The sequence below is a fragment of the Pilosibacter sp. NGB245 genome, from assembly GCF_057397225.1.
The window spans coordinates 57,890-84,550 of record NZ_CM171584.1 but is presented as its reverse complement, the minus strand read 5'-3'; the positions used below and the strand labels follow the sequence as shown (position 1 = coordinate 84,550).

Annotated in this window: 17 protein-coding genes; 3 read left to right on the top strand and 14 right to left on the bottom strand. The window is 49.2% G+C overall.

Annotation, left to right across the window (positions count from 1 at the left end; genetic code table 11):
• Nucleotides 1–244 precede the first annotated feature (244 nt).
• Nucleotides 245–967 (top strand): cysteine hydrolase family protein, encoded by a 723-nt coding sequence (locus ACXMYH_RS00390; protein ID WP_486555270.1) that lies wholly within the window; start codon nt 245–247, stop codon nt 965–967.
• A gap of 114 nt (nt 968–1,081) precedes the next feature.
• Here ACXMYH_RS00390 and ggt read toward each other — a convergent pair whose 3' ends face one another.
• Both ggt and ACXMYH_RS00380 read right to left on the bottom strand, forming a co-directional pair.
• The gene (ggt, locus tag ACXMYH_RS00385) at nt 1,082–2,827 is read right to left on the bottom strand and encodes a gamma-glutamyltransferase (RefSeq protein ID WP_486555269.1); all 1,746 of its coding nucleotides are present in this window, start codon (nt 2,825–2,827) and stop codon (nt 1,082–1,084) included.
• 85 nt (nt 2,828–2,912) lie between these two features.
• Complete coding sequence (locus ACXMYH_RS00380) at nt 2,913–4,289, bottom strand: sodium:solute symporter family protein (RefSeq protein ID WP_118532182.1); 1,377 nt, start codon at nt 4,287–4,289, stop codon at nt 2,913–2,915.
• A 232-nt stretch (nt 4,290–4,521) separates the two neighbouring features.
• Here ACXMYH_RS00380 and ACXMYH_RS00375 point away from each other — a divergent pair, with 232 nt between their 5' ends.
• Complete coding sequence (locus tag ACXMYH_RS00375) at nt 4,522–5,043, top strand: nitroreductase family protein (RefSeq protein ID WP_118532180.1); 522 nt, start codon at nt 4,522–4,524, stop codon at nt 5,041–5,043.
• A 134-nt stretch (nt 5,044–5,177) separates the two neighbouring features.
• On the opposite strand, the gene ACXMYH_RS00370 is transcribed toward ACXMYH_RS00375, so the two are convergent.
• From ACXMYH_RS00370 to ACXMYH_RS00355, 4 genes are all read right to left on the bottom strand, one after another.
• Nucleotides 5,178–5,540, bottom strand: a complete 363-nt coding sequence (locus tag ACXMYH_RS00370) for a hypothetical protein (protein ID WP_486555268.1) — start codon at nt 5,538–5,540, stop codon at nt 5,178–5,180.
• On the bottom strand, nt 5,476–5,973 hold the full coding sequence (locus ACXMYH_RS00365) for an ABC transporter substrate-binding protein (RefSeq protein ID WP_118532176.1): 498 nt from the start codon (nt 5,971–5,973) through the stop codon (nt 5,476–5,478). The genes ACXMYH_RS00370 and ACXMYH_RS00365 overlap by 65 nt, the downstream gene beginning before the upstream one ends.
• Nucleotides 5,974–6,133: 160 nt before the next feature.
• On the bottom strand, nt 6,134–6,595 hold the full coding sequence (locus ACXMYH_RS00360; protein WP_346011198.1) for a MarR family winged helix-turn-helix transcriptional regulator: 462 nt from the start codon (nt 6,593–6,595) through the stop codon (nt 6,134–6,136).
• 229 nt (nt 6,596–6,824) lie between these two features.
• Entirely contained in the window at nt 6,825–7,358 is a 534-nt protein-coding gene (locus ACXMYH_RS00355; RefSeq protein WP_118532174.1) for a spore maturation protein, read from the bottom strand.
• Between the two features lie 89 nt (nt 7,359–7,447).
• Here ACXMYH_RS00355 and ACXMYH_RS00350 point away from each other — a divergent pair, with 89 nt between their 5' ends.
• Nucleotides 7,448–7,804 carry an arsenate reductase family protein gene (locus ACXMYH_RS00350; protein ID WP_486555267.1) on the top strand — a complete coding sequence of 119 codons (357 nt, stop codon included), beginning with the start codon at nt 7,448–7,450 and terminating at the stop codon, nt 7,802–7,804.
• Here ACXMYH_RS00350 and ACXMYH_RS00345 read toward each other — a convergent pair.
• From ACXMYH_RS00345 to ACXMYH_RS00310, 8 genes are all read right to left on the bottom strand, one after another.
• Complete coding sequence (locus tag ACXMYH_RS00345) at nt 7,796–8,854, bottom strand: hypothetical protein (RefSeq protein ID WP_185911826.1); 1,059 nt, start codon at nt 8,852–8,854, stop codon at nt 7,796–7,798. The two genes, ACXMYH_RS00350 and ACXMYH_RS00345, sit on opposite strands and share 9 nt — an antisense overlap.
• A complete protein-coding gene (locus tag ACXMYH_RS00340; RefSeq protein ID WP_486555266.1) occupies nt 8,838–18,932 on the bottom strand; it encodes an MSCRAMM family protein in 10,095 nt (3,364 codons plus the stop codon). Before ACXMYH_RS00340 ends, ACXMYH_RS00345 begins: the two co-directional genes overlap by 17 nt.
• A gap of 15 nt (nt 18,933–18,947) precedes the next feature.
• Entirely contained in the window at nt 18,948–22,643 is a 3,696-nt protein-coding gene (locus ACXMYH_RS00335; RefSeq protein ID WP_486555265.1) for an N-acetylmuramoyl-L-alanine amidase family protein, read from the bottom strand.
• A gap of 12 nt (nt 22,644–22,655) precedes the next feature.
• Nucleotides 22,656–23,720: a DUF6273 domain-containing protein gene (locus ACXMYH_RS00330; RefSeq protein WP_215701995.1), complete on the bottom strand. Its 1,065-nt coding sequence runs from the start codon at nt 23,718–23,720 to the stop codon at nt 22,656–22,658.
• 421 nt (nt 23,721–24,141) lie between these two features.
• Entirely contained in the window at nt 24,142–25,374 is a 1,233-nt protein-coding gene (locus ACXMYH_RS00325) for a GspE/PulE family protein (RefSeq protein ID WP_118532164.1), read from the bottom strand.
• Nucleotides 25,375–25,464: 90 nt separating this feature from the next.
• Nucleotides 25,465–25,851 (bottom strand): type II secretion system protein, encoded by a 387-nt coding sequence (locus tag ACXMYH_RS00320; RefSeq protein WP_118532162.1) that lies wholly within the window; start codon nt 25,849–25,851, stop codon nt 25,465–25,467.
• Nucleotides 25,841–26,194, bottom strand: coding sequence for a type II secretion system protein (locus tag ACXMYH_RS00315; protein WP_118298258.1), 354 nt, complete (start codon nt 26,192–26,194; stop codon nt 25,841–25,843). Before ACXMYH_RS00315 ends, ACXMYH_RS00320 begins: the two co-directional genes overlap by 11 nt.
• Complete coding sequence (locus tag ACXMYH_RS00310) at nt 26,191–26,658, bottom strand: type II secretion system protein (RefSeq protein ID WP_118532160.1); 468 nt, start codon at nt 26,656–26,658, stop codon at nt 26,191–26,193. Before ACXMYH_RS00310 ends, ACXMYH_RS00315 begins: the two co-directional genes overlap by 4 nt.
• Between the last annotated feature and the right edge of the window lie 3 nt (nt 26,659–26,661).

Genomic DNA, 26,661 nt, shown 5'->3' with positions numbered 1-26,661 from the left:
TTATTTCAAACGTCTGCGGATGGATCTTTTTTCTTATTTAATAATTTAACACAAAATTCTTTTTATTGTATATTAGCGTAATAAACAAAGTTCAGTCTTAGTTTTTTGTTATTTTTACGAAATTATTGTGTTTTTTCTAACATCGCACAAAATCACACATTTATTTGCATTCTATTTCAGTTGCCCGGCTCTTTTCTTTCTGCTATAATTTTTTTCATAAGATATAGACAGGAGATATATGCCGATGAAAACAAATGAAAAATTTCTCTCATTTTATTACCGCAACATGAAAGAAATCCCGGATATCCATCTGGATCTGAAAAAAACAGCTCTTCTGATCGTGGATATGCAGAAACATTTCATCGCAAAAGACGGCTACGATGCACTGCAGTGTAAGGAAGCCGGAGAGTGGGATGAATGGGAATGGTTTTACGATCACGTAGAAAAGGTGGTCATCCCGAATAACAAACGCCTTCTGGACTGCTGCCGGAAAAACGGAGTTGAAGTAACCTACGGGCGGATCGCGAGTCTGAAAAAAGACGGCTCTGACCGTTCCCGTGTCCAGAGCACCGTTGGCTGGAACGATATTTACGTCTATGTAGGCGACGACAGTGCAAAAATGGTCGATGAGCTTACCCCTCTCGAAGACGAGATCGTTGTAAATAAGACCACAGACAGCGTCAGCCTTGGAACAAACTACACACAGATCCTCCACAATATGGGGATCGATACCGTGATCGTCACCGGTGTAGTGACCGACCAGTGTGTGGCCTCCACGATCCGCGTTCTCGCTGATCAGGGTTTCCGTGTGATTTGTCCGGAAGATTCCTGTGCAGCCGCTACCCAGGAGCTCCATGAAGCCGAATTACGGATCATGAACGTCATTTACTGTACTGTTCTGAGCACGGATGAGACGATCCAGCTGATTGAAGAAGCTGCAGCACAAGGAACGCCAGCTATCGACTGATCCATTCATCTGTTCCGCTTCTCTGCATAACACAACATAGCACCGGCAACTGGAGATTCCCTCCAGTTTGCCGGTGTTTTTTACCTGAAATAAAATTTTCTGGTCTTCTTTTTCTTATTTCGTTAATTTCTCATCAATAAAGCACAGACCATCGATCGCCATCGTTCCGGACGCCGTCAGTGCACCGCCGCCGCCGTCAACGCGGCTTGTTCCTCCTGGGAAGAAAGTACCATCAATATTACGGATACCATTCGGCATAACGAGAAGTTCTCCAAAATCGGTAGTATTCTTGATGATATGTCCTTTTGCAGCCAGAAGCTTGATCGTATCCGGAGAGAAACCTTCCTCAAGCTCAAGTCCCTGATTTAATGTCAGACAGCACATATGCGGATGTTTTACTGCAGAATCCATCATCATGCCGTAATCCAGGTTGTTGATAATGAGCTGCAGGGTACTTGTAATGATACGCGGACCACCAGCTGCGCCAACGGATAATACCGGTTTTCCGTCTTTCATGACGATTGTTGGGGACATACTGGATAACGGAGTTTTTCCTGGACGGATCGCATTTGCCATTCCATATGCCAGTCCCTGTGTGGTACGGACACCTGCTTTTGCACTGAAGTCTGCCATTGCGTTGTTCATAATGAATCCTCTTCCCGGGATCACAACGCCCGATCCCCACCAGTTACGGATCGTCTGTGTCTGGGAGATCACATTTCCATATTTATCCATTACCGTAAAGTTAGATGTGCAGCCGCGGTACTCTTTTGCCTCGATCCCGTCCGTTGGGGCATATTCTTTTGCATGATCCATATCGATCTTTGCAGCCAGCTCTTTCGCATACTCTTTCGAGAGCAGTTTATCAACCTTTACGTCAACGAAGTCCGGATCACCCATTGCCACGGATCGATCAGCAAACATCATCTTCATGGTCTCTGCAATTACATGAGTACTGTCAGCAGAATGGAATCCCATTCCTTTTAAATCGAAGTTTTCCAGAATATTTAACATCTGGATGATATGGGTTCCGCCTGAAGACGGCGGTGCCATGGAGATGATATCATATCCACGATAATTTCCGCGAACCGGGATCCGTTCCTTCGGCTTGCAGTTTATGAGATCTTCCTTGCAGAAGAGTCCTTTATTTTTGTTGATATGCTCTACCATCTCGTCTGCGATCGGTCCATTATAGAACCAGTCCACACCATTCTTCGCAACGCCTTCCATGGTGTCTGCCAGGTCCGGATTTTTAATGATCTCACCAAACTGACGCGGCTTTCCATGATTCAGATAAAGCTCCTCAAAACCTTCATATTCTGCTTTATTGTGCTCTGCCTCCGGGGTATCCGTGATCCTGGCGTACGCGAAGCCGCATGCAAAGCCATCACGGCAAAGCTTGATCGCAGGCGCTGAAACCTGTTCCCATGTCATCGTGCCGTGTTTCTTCAGCAAATTATCCATTGCGCGATAGAACGACGGTACCGATACAGATCTTCCGGAATATTCGGTAAGGTTCAGGTCTACATCACCGTTCTCATCCAGCATCATATCCTGGTATGCATTCTTCGGAGCAATTCCCCGGGCATCCACGCAGTAGAACTCATTTGTATTTTTATCATAGAATGTATGGAAGCATCCGCCGCCAATTCCACAATGGTACGGTTCCACAACGCCGAGAACAAGAGACACTGCAACTGCTGCATCAAAGGCATTTCCGCCCTGTTTCATGATCTCAAGACCAGCCTGTGTCGCATATGGGCTGTTCGAGCTGACCGCGCCTTCTGTTCCCGATACATGCGGTTTATACATCGCGATCGTATCATCAACGGTCCTTCCAAGATAAGGTCTGTTCGGCATATCAAAATCCTCCTTTTTCTGTCATTTCGCTGCGTTTTACAGATCTTCTTTCTGTAAAACGCAGCTCATATCTTCCAAGTTTCTGTTATGCTGTCTTTTCAGCAGGAGAAGTTGCCAGTGTAACAATAATACCAACGACATAGCTGACAACGATCGTCGGATATACAACGTTTAATGTTCCGTTTAATCCAAGCACTACCCATGCAATCGCGGTTACGATACCTGCGATAACGCTTGCGAACGATGCTTTCGCGTTCACTCTCTTCCAGAAAAGTCCTACAACTACGGAATAGCTGAACGGAGAAGTTACACAGTATGTAAGTGTTAAGAACATATTTGTCATCTGTGCGGACGGAATGAAGAAACCAACTAACAGAGAAACATACGCAACTGCGATCGTTCCGAAACGGGAAATCTTGAGGATCTGATGGTCATCCGCATTCTTGTTGATCTGTTTCTTGTAGATATTGGTAAGGATCGTACCGGTTGCCATCATCATGGTAGCCATTGTCGCAGCAATGATCATCGTGCAGACTGCAAAGATGATACCTGCCATGACCGGTGTGTTCATATCACGGATTGCCCATGCGAATGCTGTTGCGCCGTCACCGAGACCGTCATTTGCTGCGCGCGCCATCATACCAACGATTGCTGTCAGGATACAGATCGGAGCTGCAAGAATATAACCGATGATGCAGCCTGCGCATGCTGTCTTGTCGTCTTTCGCTGCTAACATCGGCTGAAGAGCGGACTGAAGAACTACAGAGCTTAAGAGACCGCCGACTGCCCACGCGATGATCTGCTGGGTCGGCATTGCGCTTAACTTGTCATAACCTTCCGGAAGTGATGCGATCAGTCCGGAATATCCGCCGAAATCTCCAATGTGTGTTCCCACAAAGAAAATAAGAAGTACATATGTTGCGATACAAACGACACGACCGATTGCTGCAGAACCTTTCATTCCTGCGAATCCAGTATAGATTGCTGCGATCGTAACACCGATAAACATCGCAAGACCGGTATTTAATCCCGGAAGAACGATCTGGATGATCGATGAGATCGTCTTTAACTGGATCGGAATATAGATGATTCCGAAAATGATCCATACGTAGGACTGAAGTCTTGCAACGCCCGGCGAGAAGCGGGATTCCAGATAATCCGGAAGCGCCTCTGTCTTTAAGTTTTTACGAAGCGGACCAGCCAGAAGTCCTAAGAAAAGGATGTAGACGCCGCTTGCGATCGAGTACCAGCATCCCGCGATACCCATCGTATAACCATTCTGTGCGGCACCAACAACGCTCATGCCTCCGATCTGCCATGCACCTAACATCGCGCCAACCGCAAATGCACTCATTGACCGGTCACTGCCGGACCACTGATTTGCATGTGCGATTTTTGTTCCTGCATAGATTCCGACAGCAATGATCAGAATAAAAGTCACGATCCATGTAGCAATTAACATACAATTACCCCTTTCTGTTTGGAAATTTATTATTATGGGCATATGATATCACCAGTAGTGAAAATGTGATAGGAAAAATCGGAATTGATATTTAATTTTGTTTATTATTTCTATTTTTTCTTTCAATTTTCTCTTAAGGTCTCTGGAGTTTTGACGACTAATATGATAAAATAAATCGGTATATGTTTCCCGAAACTTTTTACATTCTGATTTTGACAGGAGGAACATCTCAATGAACGAAGTCATGAACAATATCCTTACAAGAAGAAGCATCCGTAAATTCACCGACACTCCAATCTCCAGAGAGATCCTTGATGATCTGGTACAGGCAGCTCTCCACGCGCCGAGCGGTATGGGAAAACAGACCTGGAAATTTACGGTGGTGACAAATAAGAATGCCATCAAACGTCTGGCTGAGGCGATCAAAACCACATTAAACCGCCCGGGATATGATCTGTACTGCCCGGCTGCCATCATCATACCGTCCAATCTGCGCGACAGTAACTGGGGAAAAGAAGATGATGCCTGCGCTCTCGAAAATATCTTTTTAGCTGCCAATTCCTACGGAGTCGGCTCTGTCTGGATCAACCAGCTCCAGAATATCTGCGATACTCCGGCAATCCGTGACATCTTAAATGATTTTGGTGTTCCAGCCAATCATGTAGTCTATGGGATGGCTGCTTTAGGCTATCCGGATCCGGATACTGTGATCCAGCCGAAAGAGCGGATCGGAAAAGTTGCCTATATCGAATAATCGAAAGCTTTCCGGCGCTGCTGTTTACCGCGGTGCCAGTCTTTATACACATACAGTTACAGACACATAAATACCTGGTCAGAGTGAAGCGATCCATCTCTGCCAGGTATTTTTATCCGGATCTTTGTGCTGATCTACTCTACGTATCCCGCATTCCAGAAGTAGAGTCCGCTGTAATTATTTAAGCCTTTTACATGATCATTCCATGCATAGTTTGCAATATAATGACCAAAGTTGAGAACTGCCAGATACTGCCAGGAATATTCCTGAACTTTATCCCATGCTGCTTTCGCATCGTCCATGTTTGTTGCCGTGTTCATGTCATTTAAAAGGCTCTGAAGCGTCTCATCATCATTCCAGCCAGCGTAGTTCGGTCCAAAATAGAGTTTCAAGGACGGAATCGGCACCTGGGAGAATGTGCAGATATACATATCATATGCTGTCGGATCGGTGCTCTGCGCCTGGAGTGTCGGCCAGTCTACGATATTCAGTTCCACCGGGATGCCGACTTCTTCCAGCTCCGACTGACTGCATGGTCACTGCCATATAATCCATCTTATTCAGGGTCGCTGCTGTCAGTCTCAGCGGAGTTCCATCATATCCATGTTCCTTCAGGATCTCTTTCGCCTTTTCCGGATCGTGTACATTGTATTCCTCAGATCCGGCATCCGTGTACCAGAACGGCTGTGCTTCATCCATGTAGCAAGACCCCATCGTAAAGCCATTGGCCCCATAGGTTGCCGTCATGACTTCCTCATAATCAAGTGCATAGCTGACCGCCTGACGGAACCACTGATTCGCGCAGAGCCCTTCTTTATGATTGATGATCGGTGCAATGGTCCCCTGCTGTGTGGAGTAAACCGTGACATCGTCCAGACCGGAAACCCGGTCCACATCATCCGCCGGAAGATTAAATATTGTTTTTATCAACTTTACTTAATATTTTTAAGTTATATTTATATATGCTTTACTTTTTTAATTCAACTTTTTATTGCTTTCTCTCTGCTATCACGACAGTCGCCAAGGTCTCGCGCAAATTAAAAATACGCACCTGACTTCTCGCTGAAACAGCGATCGTGCAGTGCGCATTTTATTCCCGTCCTGTTTTGTTCTCCTCTTCCTTATCCCGAAACCAGTTGTCCAGCTTCGTGAGTCCACGGATCAGGATCTTTTTCTCATCCTCGTCAAATTCATCCAGGATCGAGGTGATCATTTCTTTATGGAATCTCGCATGGTGGATAAACGCTTTCTTTCCCTTATCCGAAAGCGAGATATATACAACCCTGCGGTCTTCCTCCCCGCGTTCCCTCTTCACATACCCTTTTTTTACCAGGCTGTTCATCGCGATCGTCAGGGTGCCTACCGTGACAGAGAGTTCTTTTGCGATCGATGACATGTTTTTCGGTGTTCCCATACCGATGGCCTCGATCACATGCATATCATTGTTTGTTATATCCTGGAACTCCTGGGTGATGATCGCCTTCTCCTCAACGTCCATGATGCTGCGGAACAGTCTCACCAGGATCTCGTTCAATACTTTATAATCGTCCAACCGTGGAATCCTCTTCCTCTCTGGGCTGTCCAACCGCAATATCCGATCTTCCTGACGCCCCGGATCTTTTGTTTTTTACGGCTTTTATTATAAACGATTCCAATTCACGACACAACCGATTTTCTCCGGTTTTCCGCTTTTTCTGTGAAAATACACTACAGTACACGGACGCTCCACCGCCGGGCTGTAACAAGATTATGCCGATGCTTCGCATTCCGACCCGGCTGTATCAGGTATGGAATAATTGCCCCGTCAAAAAGATACTTGCAGCGATCCCAGCCGCTGTTGCAGCAAGAGCTCCAGGCAATGTCCAGCGTGTCTTTCGGATATGTGCAGACATAAAATACACACTCATGGTATAAAACACTGTCTCCGTACACCCCATCATGATAGAAACCATATTTCCGACCAGAGAATCCGGCCCATATTCTTTAAAGATGTCAAGGATCAGACCAACGGCTGCAGAGCTGGATACGATCCTCACCAGAATGATCGGGATTACCGGAACAGGGATATGGCAGAGTGCGGCGGGAATCTTCAGAAGTTCCGATACTGCTTCAAGAATCCCCGAAGCTCTTAAAACTCCCACCGCTGTCATCAGTCCGATCAGAGTCGGAAGTACATCCGCCACAGTGTGCATTCCTTCCTTTGCGCCATCCAGAAAATCATCGAACACCGGTCGTTTTGCAAGGATTCCGGAACCGACGATATAAAATACCGTGAGCGGTACCATAAACTCTGAAAGAAAGATCAGAATATCCATATTTCTTTCCGCCCGATCAACATCTTCTCCTTTTCATTGTATTCTCCGGAAAAATCCATTATACTAAGCACATGGAGGTGTTTTTCACTATGAATATTCTTTTTCTCGAATATCCGCCGTGTTCCACCTGTCAAAAGGCAAAGCGCTGGCTCGATGAGCACCAGGTATCTTATACCAGCCGCCATATCAAGGAAAATAATCCCAGTGTGGCAGAACTGACAGAATGGTACAAAATGAGCGGACTTCCGTTAAAAAAATTCTTTAACACCAGCGGACTTCTCTATAAATCCATGGGACTGAAAGATAAACTCCCGACTATGAGCGAGGAAGAACAGATTGCCCTTCTGGCAACTGACGGCATGCTCGTAAAACGTCCGTTAGTGATCGGTGACTCCTTTGTTCTCACCGGTTTTAAGGAAAAAAACTGGCAGGAAAAGCTAGGGTGACTGACGCCCTGGCTTTTTTCCGCTTTTCACAAACAGCCAGATTCCCGCTGCCAGTAAAAGTACACTTACAAAACTCACCGTTATCGTCGTGATATGGCTCTCCAGCCATTCAATGATCCGCTCTGCGAGACTTGCCTGTACAGTTTCTTCGGAAGTATCCGGGATCGTTTCCGGCTGGCTCATGATCTCCGGCTCTGGTTCGATCCCTGTCTCATCTTCCGTTTCCGGGAGAACTTCCTCATAAATTCCAATATACTGCTTTCCTTCCAGATCCGGTGTCCGGATCTGACCGCCGTACTTCGCTTTTACGTTTCGGACCAGTTTGCTTCCAACTGCGGCTGCGTTTCTGCATATCACCTCCCCATCTTCATAAGGTTCGCCGTCCCACTCCACGCGGTCTACCCGGTAATACTCCCGGGACAGTCCGGCGAGATCCAGAAGTTTTTCTCCGTAGTCAGCAAGATCCGCATTCCCGGGGATCTCCATATCTCCCAGATAAAATGAGTCTGCTCCATACCCGGAAACCGTGACTGAAAAAGAAAAGGTATCTGACCATTCTCTCGATATTTCTTCCACATCCACAAGAGAAAGCTCCCGCTCAAACTCTGTGCCGGACTCCTCATCGATCAGGGGAACATCCGCTGTCTCCGGCACTGTATCATCTCCTTCCAGATCATATGGGATTGTCACCTGGGCATACGTCATTTCTCCTGTTTTCTTTGCGTTTCGGATTCGCGTTGATACCAGACGGTATTCTTTTTCGCCCTCGGTCCTTGTCTCTTCCGGTAGAAATTCCTCTCCCCCACCCGTAAATATGGGGCTTTCATACGTCAGAGTCTCTTTTTCTTCTCTTTTTTTCTCCGCAGGCGATGTCTCTTCTCCGGACAGAGTTTCTTCCACCTGCAGCTTTCTTTCCTCTGACGGCAATTTTTCCGCGAATGCAGGCATGAAAAAAGATACACATAAGAGAACTGCCTCCATTCCTAAAAATCCGAATATTTTTCTGACCGGAAGCCGGATTTTCCGGCTTCCATCATTTTTCATCCTCATGTTCATTGTTCCTTTCTTCTCTCTCCTTTTTTATGTGAAGATACCAGAGTCCAAGGAATCCGACAAACAGACCGGTTACTGCAAGCTCTGGTCTTCCCGTATCTCCCGTTTCCGGGGTTCTGAGATCTGTCCTGCCTTTTTGGTGGACGTGCCCCTTTCCGCTGCCTGAAAATTCCCGTTCATAGCGTACCGTGATCGTCCCATATGTTTTTTTCCGTTCCGGTTCCGGTTCTGTCTCAGGCTCTGTCCACTCCGCTTCCACCGGTTTCTTTGGCTTCTCACCAGGAACAGATGGCGTCGGACGTTCCGGCTCCGTTGGTGTTTCCGGCGTCTCCGGCATTTCCGGTTCCGTCGGTGTTTCCGGAAAAGTCGGGATATCGGGTTCTGTCGGCTGTTCCGGCTCCGTCGGTGTTTCCGGTTCCTCCGGCGGCTTTCTTCGATCCGTCATCTCGATCTTCACGAAATTTCCGTTCTCCGGCACTGTAAAGGAAATGGATTCCGCGAGCTCGTACCCGTCAGGAGCGGATATTTCTGTCAGAATATAGTTCTCACCTGCCGTCAGCTTTCCTTCTACAAGATGCGGAGTCTTCCCGGATATCCAGGAATCAACAAGCCTTCCATCAGAAGTTTTTAACTCCAGGGAAGCTCCCGGAAGTTCTTCCCCTGTCGTGAGATCCAGTTTACTGAATCCGGCTCTTGTCGTTTTATTTTCGACAGAAAGTTCATACAGCTGGATCAGATCCTCTTTTTCCCTGTCAAACACGACCGAAAAGGTTTCTTCACAGCGTCCGTATCCCGGAGGCGGCATGAGCTCCCGAACTGTATATTCATACATGATCCAGGCTCCATGATCCAGATATCCGATTGAAAGTTCCGGCGATAACGCGATCCCATCTTCACCAGTCGCAAACACAGTTTTCTCCCCTGTCTGTACACAGACAGCTTCAAACCAGGCACCGGAAAGCCGCAGATCTTTATCATCCGCATCCGTCTTCCTGATCCTGATGCGCCCAAATGCTGCCCGTTCCTCCGGTTTCCGTTTATTTTCCACTTCATAACGGATAACGGTTCCGGACTGATCCACTGTGATCAGCATCGGATCTGCTCCCTGATATCCATCCGGAACCTTACTCTCCAGAAGCACATATTTTCCTTCCGGAAGCCGGTCGATCCGGTGCAGACCGCCTCTTGTATCGTAGCTGGTCACTTCCGGGAAGCTGCCGGAAAATCCGGAACGGTAACGGAACTGATACTCAAATGCCGGTGACGGCTGACCATTCTGCGTTAATTTTTCCGGATTTCCATTTGCGGATACAGAAACCTGCATTCTGCTTCCATCCGATAGCTCCCAGAGCTGCAGGATGATCCCCTGATCCTCTGTTTCTTTATTCTCCAGAAGTCTGGCCTCTCCGGAGATCACTCGTCCCGTGATTTCTTTTCTCCATGAAAACTGTTCAAATCCATTTCCATACTCGCCAAACATCTTTTCATACGCCTCCGGGACCGCCGGAAGGTACTCTGACAGGTCATCTGCCTTCCAACTGTCTGCAATCCGGTCTTTCCGGTACCCATAAGTACCGTTCTCCATCTTCACCTCCCCGTTTTCATCAAGATCCGCTTCACAGAGAACAAATTCGGGAGACGCCGGCCAGGACAGCGCTTCTTTCTCGCCGGACGTATTTCTCTCAAACTTAAGGATCTCCAGTTTTGTATGGTCATCCTTCAGGACAAAGCTCTGCAGCTCTTTTGTCTCTTCCACTGTGATCTCCATCGAAGCAGGAAGATAACCGGGCGGAGTCTCCAGCTCCTCCAGGATATAGTTTCCCACCGGAATTCCCTCAAAATACTTTGGTTTTCCATCCGTAATCCACAGCGCCGTCACCGGAACTTTGTGATTGTCCAACGGGTCTTCTGAGCTCCACACAGCAGGCGTCTCTTCTGCCTTCACAAGGTAGTATCCTTTGGGGTATTTCTCATGATCCGCAGAATTCACACGCTTCGCTTTAAAGAGCGCAAGTTTTGCTCCTTTGACAAACTTCTGACCGTATGATCCGCGGATCTCCGTCCCGTTTTCTTTATTCTGGCTGTCCGTCCCGTTTTCGATATTCTGAACATAGCTTTCTGTCCCGTCTGTCTTTGCAATCTCCACCTTCGTCTTCTCATCTGACAGGACGACTCTCTGGATTTCTTTTGTCTCATTCACCTCCACTGCTGCCGGAAGCGCACGCACATACCCATCCGGCGCCTCCAGTTCCTCAAGAATGTAGCTTCCCGGGATCACACGTCTTAAAAGATCCGGCTGTCCATCCGTCTCCTCATCCGTGCTGCCGTCCTGGATCGTTTTCTCACCGCTGACCCATACATTCGGAATGATCCATACCTCTCCCTTTCTGTGTTTTAAAGGTACATCATCCGCCTCATCCTCCGGATCCCCTACATCAAGAAGATCCTCTCTCCTGTTCAAGTGGTATGCCGCACGGTTCTCCATTTCCAGAAGATCTTCATACCGGTATGTCACATAATCCCCATCCCGGTCATAGACCGATTCTCCTTTCTTGTACACGGCGCCGCTTTCCGGATAATATTTTACCAGTCCAAACTCATCGAGAACTGGTTCCATCTTTTTTTCGAAACGGCCTGTTTTCGGGTTCCATGTCCCAGTAATATAGGCATTCTCAGTTTCTTCTGCGATTTCTGCCGGTCTTCCGGTCAATATTTTCCGTCTTCCGATCAGATTCCCCGATGAATCCGTCTCTTTTACCACCGGCCACACGTAAAAGACCGGTCGTTCCCTTCCATACCTTCCAATCTCCATCTTCCTCACATATGCCAGTCCCGTATAGGGATCTGTTTCCGCGTCCCTGCACAGGAATGAGTCAAGATGAAACAGCGTAGTCTCCGGATCCATCGAGGTAAACGCCTTCGACTTCCGATCATATACAAGTTTTGAGAAATCGCCTCCAGATACTTCAAATACAGGTTTTCCATTTTTCAGCGCGTAGATCGATCTCGTATCAAAGGTGATCTTCTGCCGCCGCCCTTCCCGGTCATAGCCGTAAAGAGTTCCATCTTTTCCTTTCGTTATCACATCAAGATTCCCGAGATCGTAGAGCAGGACCGGGGTATCCGGTCTCTTCACGGTCCTGAATTTCCAGATTCCTTCGCCCCGGGTATCATTTTCCGATCCTGGTTCACGAGAGAATTCCTGTTTTTCTCCTGCATATCCCTCCTTTACGACAATATCTGTCACATTTCCGTTTCTGTCCCTTGTGACCTCCACACCTTCAAATGCGTAGTCCTCGGAATCTCCGGTCGTTTCTACCCGGATCGCGTCATAAAGCGCAAGTTTCGCTCCGGTTACATATGGGTTCTCATGATCTGCCGTTTCAAGCCTTTTTGTCACATAGCCGTATCCCTGAAAGACACCGTTCTCATAAACGAGCTCCACCCTCTCTCCGGCATGTTTCCGCTCTTCCAGTATCTCCAGTGTCCCTTTCTTCCAGCCAAATCCCTGGTATATCCCTGCATGATCATAGGCAAGGTCGAGATTCTCCAGTCCATACTGTGCGCGAAGTTCAGAGATCGTACCTTCCACGCGGCCTGATACCTTCATTCCACGAGTTGTATCTATTGTCTTTGTTTTTGAAACTTCCAGAATTGTTGCGGTATTTTCCGCGTAGATTCTGGCTGTATCCGTGACATTCTTCGGATGGATCCCCTTCGGATCCTGCTCATATCCATAAACGGATGCTGCCGTTTTCTCTTCCGTCCAGCCACCGGAATACAGGATCCTGTCACTGTAGATTTCCACCGCCACAGGTCCTGAACGTACATATCCAGACGGCGCCTTTATCTCTGCCAGCACATAGACTCCTGCCGGAAGAGGATTTGGCGTTTTCGCGTAACCTGCTGCCTGAAGAATCCCCTTTTCCGCAATATCCCGGATTGTTGGGATCGCCAGGAGCGTTCCCGTCTGCAGTCCATCTCTGTCCGTAAAGCTTACAAGATCTTCCTCATGACAAACCGGCGTTCCCGCAGGAACCGTTCCGTAAAAGAGTTCTCCGGCTCCAGGCGCTTTCCGCGCAAACGGCCGGATCTCCTTCGCTCCCATCGCTTCCAGAAAATATCTGCTTCCCAGGATCATCGTATCAGCCGTGTAACACGTTACAGCTCCATCACCATTCTCTGCCTCATTTCTCTCTGCACGGTAGATCCCGAATACTGCGTCATCGTAAAGGATCGGTTCCCCTGTTTCCGCATCAAGCTTTTCAATTCTCACATCAGCATAATATTTCCGGTCCAGAAATGATTTTTCTCCATATCCTGTCCAGCTCTTGTCATCTTTCTGCTCATTCGGATCTACAATGCTCCATGGAACCAGCATCGGCGCATATTCTCCGTTACGAGCTGTTTTTACCCCTGTCATCGTCTCCTTTCCATCCGTTTTCGCTCCGTATTCGCTGTCTGACCGATAGTGATAATATCGCCCCACCTTCCCGTTTCCATAAGGTTCATAATGGCCGGTCTTTGCTTTTTCTGAGAGGCCATATGGATAAACTTCAAAATCCCCGTCATTGCTGTGGGCACTGATCACATACTCCCGCAGCTCCTGCTGCTGATTTTTGTCCCACTCCTCATTGAAGCGGATCAGGTACTTTTTCGCAAGATCCCATGGGGAATACGCTCTCTTATAAATATAGTTTTCTCTCTGATCATCCCCGGACTGTCCTGCTGCCTCCGGAAGGAAGATCTCCTTCGGCGCATCAATCTCATAATGCCTGTTCTTAAAGTCCAGTAATTCAGGTACATATGGCTGTTCCTCTGCGATCACATACTCTCCGTATGGGAGATATTCAGAAACTGCCGCAGCTGCCTCTTCCTTTGTCTCCCCATTTTTCTTTTGAACGGTCAGAGTTGTCTGATCTCCGTCAGAACCACCGTCCTCCTCGCTGTCCCATGCGATCGCGTAGATCTTTCCAAGATCATATCGGAAAAATGGCTGCAGATACTCCTCCGCCTTTTGGATCGCAAGAAAAAAGGCATGGTCGTACTGCTCATCCGGATATTTGCTCTCCTTATACTGCAGATTTTCCATCTCCTCTTTCAGATACCAGTCGATGGCGAACTGCCGGACCGCATCCGAGCGCTTTGTGTTTTCTTTCGCATATTCTGAAGTATTGATCTCATTTTTCTTTCCGCTGATAAGGCTGGACGCAAATGGTTTAAATGACGTATTCCACAGTTTTCCCTTTCTCTTCCAGCGATCTGTATCCGCCGTTCGGATAGCCGCGAAGAACTTTTCATAGTTATACTCGTGAATCGTTCCTTCACCCTGGTCAGAATCTTTCCCCCGCTCCACCGTCTCCAGTACCTGTCGGATTTCCTTTCTCGTATAGATCTTCTGCACCAGCTCTGGAAAATGTTCCCGGTATTCTTCGATCTGCACCGGATTTCCGTTTTTATCTGCCCAGGAAATCTCTCCGTCTTTTGTACAGAAAATTCGTTCCAGATTGGACTTCAGGTAGATCTTAAAGCGGAAATTCCCGATATTTTCTCCGTCGTCCGTCTTTTTTTCCACGCGTATTTTCTGTTTCACAGGCCGCTCAAGAACAATTGCCGGTGTCAGTCCCGTATCCCCGTCCTCGCTGATCTTATCCTGCCCGCGATAGATCAGCCGCTTTGCGATAATATAGGTATCGGAAAGATCCCGGTTCTTCGAAACAGACGCTGCAAGAGCTGCACCCGAAAACCTTACAAGGTATTCCGCATAGCCGATCCGGTCTCCCGCCCGATATCCCCGGACATTCGCATTTCCAAGCATCCGGATCTCTTTTTCCGTCAGAACATGGCTTTTTTCCGGAAGTTTTGCAGTAAAGTTTAAAGTAAGACTCGTCTTTTTATCATTGAATTCTTTTCCAAAAAAATCCTTCCCCGCGGTCTTTATATGGATCCTGTATACACCGTTTTTTTCCTCTCTCACCACATCCGGAAGTTCCACGTCTTTTTCCACGACTTCTTTTTCTGTCGTGATCTCGATCTTATCTTCCGTCTTTGTAAGTGGAACGCGGTATCCATGTGCCGGATCTCCAGACAGGTAATCGATCACGTCTTCCCCTTTTTTATGGTAAACCATGACCTGATGCATGATCTCCGTCAGTTTTCCATCCGTTCCCGGCATCATGACCGGGGTCAGTGTCGCGTCAAGATAATATCTTCTGCCTCTGCCGTTCCCGAGCATGTACTGTCTGTCCACCTGAAACCGATACTTTCCACTGTTTTTATATTCCTGGTAGACCCAGCGAAGATTTACCGGATCCTCGTATACGGCATACACGCAGTCCACCGTTTTCCTTCCATTTTCCGTTTTCGATGTGAAAAATCTTCGATTCCCGATCGAGGATGCCCCGGCGTACAGGGTGATCTGATAGTGGTCTCCTTCTCTTCTGATCATGTCGATCCCACCAAAATTCCACTGGGGATGTTCCTGATACCAGGTGAAAATATTCTGCATGAGATCCAGGATACTGTCATTCTTTTTGCATGTGACAGAGATTTCCTGTACTGCTGCCCCATATACTGTTTTTTTCGCTGTTTCTCCTGGTTCCGTCGTCATACCCCAGACATCTGTCTGACCTTTTTTCACTCCCCGTTTGTAAATCGGTGCAGTTTCCATAGAACGGATCCCTCCTGCAGTAACCGGGACATCATATCCGTTCTTTCCGAGGATTTCCTCCGTCTGCGCTTTCAAAAAGAGAAACGCGTCTGCTGTTTCGTCTGAAAGATCACATTCCTCCAGTTTTGCCTGAAAACGTTCATCGTCCTCATCGACAGACAGATTTTCAAGGCGCATCGGTATTTTCTCCGGGATCTGCTCCACCTTTAAAATCTGCGGTTCCATTCGGATCACTGGTTCCTGCCCGGTGATCTTTCCCGCTGCGTTACGTTCCGGCTGATAGAGAAGGTCACTGGAATCGCTTTCCGCCTGCTTCCATATCGTTCTTCCTGCCGCATCTTTCACGATCACGGTCTCTGTTCCCGTCACATGAGGTCCTGTGACCAGCTCTTCTCCTGTATCGACACGATAAAACTTTGTCCCTTCCGGGAAGCCGCAGGCGAGGATCTCATATCCTCCATCTCCGTTTTCCCCGGCAGTTCCCGAGGAACTCACCGTAAATGCAAGTTCATCGTATCCTTTTCCGCTTCCATCATCGCCTTCCATCGCAGCCGCAAGCTCCGGCATCGTAACCACCGCAGTTCCATTGGCATCTGTCACAGAATCCGGCACATCATATCCGCTTCCCCGGTTTGTAATCTGCTGCTCCATTCCATTTACAGAAAGTTCATATCCCTCGCTTCTTGAGAGCTCCTTTATATAATATTTTCCAAGGATCAGCGGGCGTCCGATCCAGCAGTTTCCGTTCTTTTCTCTATTCTTCTGATAAAGATTTTCCGGTCCGTTCCAGGAAATATCATTTCTTTTGCTGATCTTCCCTTCCCCGTAATCGTATTCCATCCCCGGTTTTACGGTATAACACAGGAAATCTGCATTTCCGTCCTGATCTGTCGATGCCGCAGCCACAAGATCATTCTTCCTGTAGACGATCCCTGTATTTGTCAGGGTCCCGTTTCCCGCTACTTCTGCGTCCGGATGGATAATGTTTTCCGCCGCGAAAAGACCGTAAACAGCCCCCTGAAGTGTTCCGTCCCCTTCTGTATCCCCGTAGGATGAATACTTATCAGATTCTCCCCGGAAAAGGTCCAGATCTTTTTTTGTAATATGGATCCGTCCTTCCGTCCGGTGGTTATAGACATGCCATGCATCCCCACAGTTTTCCGCTCCGTTACAATGCGAATATTTTCCGGGATCCCCGGTATTCAGATGCCGGATCCCATCTTCCTCTGCATCTGCCAGGATATCCGCAAAATCTCCAACACCTTCAAACTCACCCCAACCGTCTGATCCTCCATTTTCCTCTTCCTCATCCTGATCTTTTCCCCGGAACAAGTCATAAAGCATCCGGAAAATACTTTTCTTTTCTGCATTGGACTCCGTCGCCCTGACAGCCGCAGCTTCTGAGTCGGAAGCAGTTCTCCTCAGAACATTTCCCATCGTGCTTTTCACCATCGGTATTTTTCTTTCTGAAACACTGTTCTCACCCATACTTCCATTTCCCGAATACCAGATGTTTTCCGCGATCTCGCGGCTGCTTCCGGACACCTTCTCCGCATTCGCTCCTGCCTCGGAAGAATCCGTCATGATCATCTCCACCGGAATATCATCCTGATGCAGATCATGGAGTATATACCCACTTCTCGCCTGGATTTCTTTCCAGGTATAAGTAAAACGCAGTCCGATAAATTTCCGGTAAGTCTCTTCACAATCTGCTTTACAGCCGGATCCTTCAAATGCATCCTGAGACGCGGCACGGTTCTTTCGCATCATCCCGGCGCCTTCCCGGCTTCTTCCGTCTGCTTCTCCGCTCTCCAATACCTCCTTCACTTCGTCATAGACACTCTCATCTGCAAGCCAGTGAAAGTGGCATCCGCCGTCCGCCTCTGCCTCGCAGGCCTCTGCTAACTCCAGCCACTGTTTTGCCGCCGCCCGGTTATTGTCCCGCGTCTGTTCTGCCGCCTCCTCATAGGCATCGCTTTTCCCATCACCTTTTCCCTGTTCTTCAGGCATATTTGCCCAGGATGGAGCGGCATGTCCGTCGCAATATGTCTTTTCATAGGCATACTTTCTGGTATCGCGATAAGTAATTTCACCCTTTTCATTCGTGGTTCCTTCAGAAAACACCTGGAAGTCTCTCCATGGACGAAAACTTAAATTTTTTTCCGCAAGTTTTCCCTCTCCATCCGCCTTTGAGATCTTATCCTGATCCTCAAATCTTTCATACAGATAGAACTGGCTTCCCTTTAACGGCATTCCCGTCTCATCATCATGTTTTACGAGTCTGACATTATAATCCGCCGAAAAAGTCTCTTTATGGCGATAGATCTGAAATTCCAGTGTCGGCGTCTCTGCTCCGTATTCCTGCCTTTCGTCTTTTTCTCCTCCGTCCTGGCTGATCACAAGATAAAATACCATATCCGACGGAATGATCCTCATATCCGCTTTGTAGAGTCTCTGGTGTTCCGGTGCGTTGATGCAGACCTTAAAATCCATCCACTCCCGGAGATATTCCGGATTCCAGCTGCCCTCCGTGTACCAGCCGGAATTTTCTCTCATCGTGATCTTATAACGAACCGTAGTCTTATTATATTTTTCTTCATCTGTCATACTGCTGCCGACCGCATTTTCATTTGCAGTCGCCGAGCCGTTATTATGGATGCGGATCGCGTCTCCGCTCCAGGTCACCTCATACAGATTTGTACCCATCACAGATTTTGCAATATTTTTATCCTGGGAGGCATCCAGCCAGCCCACATTTCCCCCGGTCGATCCATTGTCCCAGACACTCTGAGGTTCGATCTTTGCAATATCGCGGATAAACTCCTTTCCGAGCACAAATTCTGTATCCAGTGCCCCCGGTCCGTCGGAAAAAGGCAGTACCTGGAATGGCACTGCCGTATCTTCTGAAGTCGCTCCCCGGATCGCGTCCGGTGCTTCTTTCCCCGCCGCCAGTCCGACCGATGACGCCTGCTCCATTGCAGCGATCGCGCGATCTTCGATTTCCGGATTGTCAGCCACCCAGGCAAATTTTGTTCCGGCATCGTCTTTCACATATTTTACGATATTGGCACTCGATGTTGTGGAGGCAATTTCCGCATAGAGGCCCGGATCAAATTTTTTTGTCGCGTCCTTTAACGCTGACCAGTTATTCGGATACGCCCAGAATAGCCGTTTCGCCTGCGTCTCCGTAAGGGGAGACGGCATCGTATCAAATTTATACATGTCATACCGGTCGACTTTTTTCCATCCTTTTCCTCCATCGAGGCAGTAGAACGGTGCCGTCGATTTCTGCGGCCATATATCCGATGCCTCGGACGGGAACGGGAGTGGAATCCCCACTCCCGTGATCGTCATGATAACCGCCAGAAAACCGGCTATCCATCGCCTTCTTTTCTTCTTTTCCATCCTGATCCCCCGCCATTATTTCTTTCCAAATGTCTGCACAACCCCGTGAACACACCATGCACCTGTATCATCCACGGTATATCCGTCCGGTGTCATACAGCCCGCCAGCATATGTCCGTTTTTCTGGTCCATATAGTAACATTTTCCGTCGATCCAGTTCCATCCCTTTGTCATTCGTCCCGTCGGTCCAAGGTAATACCATTTTTCTCCCTCTTTCAGCCATCCGGTCTGCATTTTTCCCTGGTTTCCGTCGCTCGTCTTCCGGAGGTAATACCAGCTGCCATCCTTTTCGTCGAGAAACCAGCCGGTCTGCATCCTACCGTCACTTGCGAAATGAAACCAGGAAGTTTTTTCCTGACCTTCTTTTGCGTATGGATTGTAGATCCAGGCCCATTCACCGGCATAAGTTTTTCCGCCGGAAACAAACCGCCAGCTTCCGTCTGCTTCTTTTCTCCATTCACCGGCAATACTTCCTTTCGGCTGTTCTCCTGTATTCTGCAGCTTTTTCAATACACTTCCCGTACTTCCACTGCCAGAAGAATGTCCTCCGGAACTTCCTGACCATGTCCGGTCTACAAGTTTAAACGTCAATTTTACCGGGATCTTTTTTTCAATAGTTCCTGCCTTCACCGTGATCTCATCCGTGGTTTCCGCCGTATACGGGTATTTCTTCATCGCCTCCGTGATCCAGGATGCGCCTGTATCTGCCGATATCACTCCGTTTTCCGCTTTCACAGCTCCGGATCGAGATCTCCATTCAAGTACAAAATTTCCGTCTCCATTCCCTTTGAGCGCCGCTTCGGGAACAAGTTCTGCCGTGATCTTCTGAGCATCCGAGCCCTCCCAGCTAAGTACCGGGTTGTATCTTGATCCGCTTTTCGTAAGTGTCAGCGCAAAGGTCAGCGTATCCTGATCCGCCCTGATCTCCTCAGGCATCACCACCGTCTGGTCATCCGTCACAAAGTCCACTTTCACACTGCAGGCTGCCGACTGGATATTTCCAAGCGCATCCTTTGCTGCCATGATCACATCCGTGCTTCGGGTCCCATATCCGGTGCGTTTTTCATAAATATGTTCCGCATGAGCCGCGTCATCTGCTTCCATGAGATCCAGGATCCATCTTGTATCCTTTTTGGCGCTCACCTTCGCGTTCCGGTAATCGCCGTCCGCGATCCCTTCTTCCACAAAACCGGCATCCATCTGGATGATCGCATGATCACCGACTGTCCAATTGATATCTTTTTTGTCAAAATAATCCGGTGCAAAGGTCCCCGAAAGGATCTGCGGTGCTGATACTGTGAGTGTCTCCTGCGGATTTTTCCGGTCACCGGTCAGTTTTCTGGTGACTGTAAAATTTAAAGCCGTCTTATTGAGAGATGCTCCTTCCGCCGCGACCTTCGTCCGGTCTTTGATCTGGAAGGTTACCGGGATCCTGCAGTTTGCCGTCACAGACTTCTCCTCGAAACTGGATACAGGTCTCGTTTTTGCCGTCAGGACAGCAAGTCCACCCTGAATTCCGTTTCCGTAAATCGTATCCTCGATCGGATACCGGTACTGTTTCTTTGCCTGCTCTGCCTCAGCCTTCCCGACGATGTCCTTAAAAAATCCGGCATTCAGATTCAGCTCGATCGAAGCGCTCTTTTTCGTATATCCGGACTCATCCTCATCATCATTTTTCTTTAAAAGGATCAGTTCATCATCGTCCACGCTCCATCTCACCGCCTCATCAGCGACATCATTATTCTTATCGACTACCGCCTGGATCTTCACATCCTGGACCTTTGTCCCTGCTTCCGGTTTTCCGTTCAGATATCTCGCCAAAAGTTTTCCCGCGCTGTCCCGCACTTCCGTTGTGATCGACGGGTTCATCCGGTCGCCGGTGCGCTCCTCTGTGACCCTGAAAGCAAATTCCTGAGGCTCCACCCGCACGCCTGCAGCCACCTTCTTATAGACAGCAGATACTTCCGTGTCATGCTCCGGCATCACAAACTGGTAGGAACCGCCTGTCTGATAGCTCGTCTTCCTTCTTCGCCCCAGAGAGTCCGTATAAGTCGGCACACCGTCCATCTGGAATTTTTCCGTCTCCGTATTCCTGGGCGCTGTGAGGACTGTCACCGTGTCCCCGGCCACCACTGCACCCCGGTAAGCTTTATGAAATTCTTTACTGTACGCGGACGGACCTTTTGCTGTGAGAACTGCGACATCGTAGAAATTCTCTGAATTTGCCGCCGTATCCACCTGGAGAACCGAAAGCAGATATCCCCGCACTGGCCGTCCCACGGAATTTGGTGCGAAATGGTCCGGAGTATACAGGCCCTGTCTCGCCGCATCCTCCGTATCCACGACATGGAGGACTCCGTTTTCGAGTTCCTCGTAGAAATAGAGCTCATCCTCTTTCTTTACATTCTGTCCCTGGACTAATGTGTAGAAATTATCGCCCTTGTTCCAGAAGCCGATATGGGCATCATATGAAAACCGGTTATCATCCGAAACTCCGGAACCACAGACTCCGGCCGCGATCTTTTCCTCCGTGTCTGCGAACAGATACGCTGCGTCCGCGCCAGCCTCCGCACCATAGCGGAAATGGAACCCAGTATCGTGCGTTCCGATGAAGGTTCCCTCCCGCGCCGCGCTTCCGAGCCCGGAGGACGCGATCGTTCCCTCAAATCTCGCCACTTTGATCTTTCCGGAGGCATATTTTCCGGTAATTCCGCCGATAGACTGGGCACCGCTTCCGCCGATGGTCCCCATCACATGCGAATTAAAGATATCTGCAGAATTCTGAAAGCCCGCAATTCCGCCAACATAACCACCGCCCTGGATCCTGGCGCTCAGGCTGTCCCCGGTATTCACTTCACAATCCGCGATCAGTGACTCGGAGGCCCGCCCGGCAATTCCGCCAATGAAGATCTCCTTTCCGCTTCCCGCGTCGATCGCCACATGGTCGGAAACACAGTTTTCCACCACAGAATCTTCCAGAACATCCGCGGTCACTCCGCCAACGGTGCCGGTAGTCCTCAGTGTCCCATTTACCGTCACATTCCGGATCACCGAATGCTTTGCCCGGCCCGCAAGAATTCCTCCATTTTCCTTCACTGTGATCACATGTCCCGGCTTTACTTTAAGATCCGTGATCTCCGCATTCTCCACCATTCCGAACAGTCCTCCAAAGTCCCAGGACGGCTGGTACATGCGAAAATTCGAGACAGTCTTCCCATTTCCGTCAAAATGACCTTCAAACGGACTCACTTTTCCCGCCCGCATATCCGCACCGGTTCGGTAAAAACCGATCGGGATCCAGTTCATGCCGCCGAGATCGATATTTTTCCCCAGTTCAAACCAGGCACCTCTATAATTACCCGGGTACGTTCCCTCCCCTCTTCCAATTTCCATTCCCATGGACGCGAGAACCGCAAGTCCGATCAGATGCTCTTTTGTCGTGAGCTGGTAAGGTTTTTCTTTGCTTCCGTCTCCGGATCTTCCACTCAGGAAGCTCATATCACCTACATCCGCACCCCAGATCTCATCGTCCGCCGCGAATACAGCGATCTTCCCGGACGCATCCGACGCAGTCGCGATTTTCCCCTCCGCCGTCTCCACGCTTCTTAAAACTGCCATTCCCTTTACCGGTGTTCCGAGCGCCATGCAGACTCCTAATCCCGCTAACATCATCCGGCTCTTTCTTCCTCTGTTTTTTCTGCTCTTTTTCATATTTTCTCCCCTCTATGCCTGCGGCAGACAGAACGCCGGACAGATTCCGATCCCGCTATCCGACACATCCGCCTGTCTGAGGCATCCGTTTTCCAGATCTACAACATATTCCCTGTTTCCGTATACAAAATTTCCATACTCGTCTGTCTCATAAGCCGGTGTGCGGAGCCAGAATCCCCTGCTGTAAGAACTTCCCTTTCCTTCCGGGTTCCAGATCTCCTCCCGGTACCGGTACGCCTCCTCAAGAGACAGCAGAAAGAAGCGGTCCCGGCATTCCTGATACGAAAGCCGGCAGCTCCGAAGCCCATCCATCCGGGTCTGCGCAAAATCTCCGGTTTCCGTCCTTCCTGTAAATGCGGTTACTGTTCCCGTGTATACAAAGTCCGCATCCGGAACCGTATTCTCCTCCTGTTCTCCCAGCCACTTTCTTACCCGGGATTTCTTATAATTATTATTCTCCCCGAACGAAAGCAGGACCCGTTCCTCATATGTGCTCTCCACGTCAGACCGGATCACACACTCCGCCAGAAACAGCGCGCGTTTTCCGTAGTTTCCGCTTCCATCCTGATAATCATCATCAATGCAGCGGAATCTGCAGACTTTTCCCGCGACATTCCGCAGGATCACATCGCCGATCTTCCAGGACGCCCGGTCTTTTTCATCCCCGAACTGATCTCCTGTTCCGGGCACTTTCTCTTCTCCGGGATCCGGCGCCCGCCCCCGCCACTCAAAACCGATCCGGCAGTCCGAAAACAGCTCACCGTTCACACTTCTCGTTCCAAGATCTGTCTTTGAAATATTGATCACATCCGGAAACATCTGCGCGATCACCAGCGTATCAAATGCACTTTCTCTTCCTGTTACCGTGATCTCCTGTCTTCCTTCCCGGTCTGCAGCAGACACGGATTCCATAAAGAATCTTCTGCCTGCTTCCCGGTCCTGCAGGATCACCTGCTCCGCTGCCGAGATCTCTATCGGTCTCTCCGCCGCATAGGGGACAAGTTCCCCGCTGCAACCTGCGAGTGCGCCAAAAGAACCTGCAGCAGCAAGCCACTTTACCATTTTCCTTCGATTCATTTTTCCTCCTGGATATTCCGGCTAAAGCCGCCGGCGGCTTTTCGATGAAGCAGACACCATCTGCTTCCGGAGATTTTTAAGACTTTAAAAAGATCTGTCATGATTTGACTGGAATGTCCCGGACGGTTCATTCCTCTGTTTGTCCATAACTATATCACAGGACCTTTCCGGAATCCATATCGGATCCGTAAAACCATGCCCCTGTTATTTGGTCAGTTTCACGAAAATATTTTTCTATTTTCGTCATTTTTGCCAATCCGTTTTCATAAAAATCCCTGCAAAGTCAGTGTTTACAGGCATTTGATAATGTAAAAAAGAGTGTGCACCATTGGCACGGAGTGCCTTTGGATTTCACCGGAAGTTCCTTTTAAGAAAAAACGGGACACGCCGCGCGCATCCCGTTTTCTTCTCCATATTGTATTTACCGAACTTCCACCGTCCGCAGGAACTCCTCCATCGGGATCACACCGTCACACACCAGATCTGCCAGCTCTTCCCGCATGGTCCGCATTCCCTGTGTCTTCACTATATATTCCTCGATCTCCCATGCAGGCCGGTTCTCCGCTGTCATCCGCTTTAATTCCCGGTCCATCACAAAGATCTCATGGACCGCAGTTCTCCCTTTGTATCCTGTATTCAGGCAGTGTTCACATCCGCGCCCGCGTTTTGCACTTTTCACCGTTCTTCCAAGCAAACGCTGTTCCTCCTCCGTGAGTTCCACCGCCTCCGCACAGTGCGGACACACCTTTCTCACCAGTCTCTGTGCCGCCATGCCGCACAGACTGTCCGCCGTGAGGTATGGCTCCACGCCCATATCCGCCATTCTTGTGATCCCGCCCACTGCACTTTTCGTGTGCAGAGTCGAGAGCACCAGATGACCGGTGATCGCCGCGCGGACACTGATCTTCGCAGTCTCCGGATCTCTCGTCTCGCCGACCATGATGATATCAGGATCCTGTCTCAAAACCGCGCGGAGTCCCGATTCAAAGGTAAGTCCCGCCTGTTCATTCACCTGGATCTGGCTGATCCCCGGAAGATATCGCTCCACGGGATCCTCGATCGTCACGATATTTACCGGCTGTCTCAACAGATATTCCAGGATCAGGTACAATGTCGTGGTCTTTCCGCATCCTGTCGGTCCGGTAAGATACAGGATCCCGCCCGGACTCCTCAGGATCTGTATCATCTTCTTATAATTTTCTTCATTCATGCCAAATGTCCCGCAATGATCGATCTCCGTCTTTCTGTCCAGAAATCTCAGCACCATCTTTTCCCCGAAGATCGTCGGGATCACGCTCGTTCTCATATCCAGCCGGATCCCTTTGATCGTCTCCCGGAAATGTCCGTCCTGCGGAACTCTCTTTTTTGCGATATCCATCCCGCTGATGACCTTCGCTCTCGTCACGAGCGGCTGGTACATGGATTTGTCAAACTCCCGGACCATCGTCATCATTCCATCGATCCTCATCCGGATCACAAACCGGTCCTCCCACGGTTCCATGTGAATATCGCTGGCATTTTTCCGGTATCCGAAGATCAGAAGTTCTTCCAGGATCTTCACCGCCGATTCTGTCTCTCTTCCAACCCGTTCCGTTTTTTCCGCGCTCTCTTCCCTGTTTCCATTTCTTCCGTCTCCACCTAATGCAAGCAGCATTTTCACTTCCCCCTATCTCAAAATTTCACTGTCTGGACTGCGGTACCGCCACCGCATAAAAACCAATTCTTTGTCATCGTCATCCCTTATTTAAGGCTGCTGTCCGGGGCTCCCACAAAAAATATTTCCAGATCTCTCATAAAGGACCCGTGCCCCCTCAGACACCGTGATCCTGATAAATACGCGGGATTCACTCGAATCCTCCACTGAAATTTCCAGCACGAGATCATCCTCACAAAACGTATCCAGTGAAAGCTCGTCCAGCTCCCCGACCCGGATCGCACCTGTCTGCAATCCGTCCGTCACATGCCGGAAAACGGCATCACCGATCATTTCCGCATGTTCCTGATCCCCTGTCCGCTCCAGAACGCGAACCATCATCCGCCTCATCGGAAAAATAAGAAGCATCAGCATTCCAAACAGCAGGATCGCCGTCATGACTTCCACCAGGGTAAAACCGCCTCTTTTATTCTCCATCTGCAAAAATCTCCTCCATGACCGCCTGATCCGCCCAAAAACCGGTTACCGGACGATCACTGTCTTTCACCGTCTCTTCCACATAGGATCCGGATTCCACAAACTCCTCCCCGCCGATCTCCAGATGGATCTCTGCGGCTGCTGCATATTCCGCATCTCCTGTCAGGCGTTCCACTTCTGTGCCTGCTGCGGAAAGCTCCCGGCTCTTTTCGATCACGCGGGAATACCCTGAAATACAGGAAACGACAGCCTTTGACGCCAGCATCAGAATAAAGAACGCTGTCAATATCTCCACGAGCGTCATTCCGCTGTGATCTGAAAGTATTTTCTTTCTCTTTTTCATGGCGCGTTCTCCTCCTTCCGATCCGCTGTGGATGGTGTATACACGGATAGGCGTTCCCGCCCGAGAACGATCGATGCACTTTCTGTCTGCTCCCGCACCGTACACTCCGCATGCAGCACCAGTTCAGAGCCATCCTCTCGCCAGAAAGATGTCACGACAGTCCTGATCTTTTCTGACTCTCCATTCTCCGTATCCGCCCAGACCACGCCCTCGGTCACCGGAAGACCGTGTCTGGAGACAAGTTTTTCGATCACCTCCGATGACTCTTCTTTCAGGATCTTCCCTGCCAGCACCTGCACGACCGATTCCGCAGCCAGTCTCGCCTCCATTTTCGCGATATTCCGCTCTGCCCGCGCATATCTTCTCGATGCTGAAGAAAACAGTAAAGTCCCAAAGACCATGACGATCATGACTGTGATCAGAACTTCTGCCATAACAAAGCCTTCATGTCCGTTCTTTTTCAATCG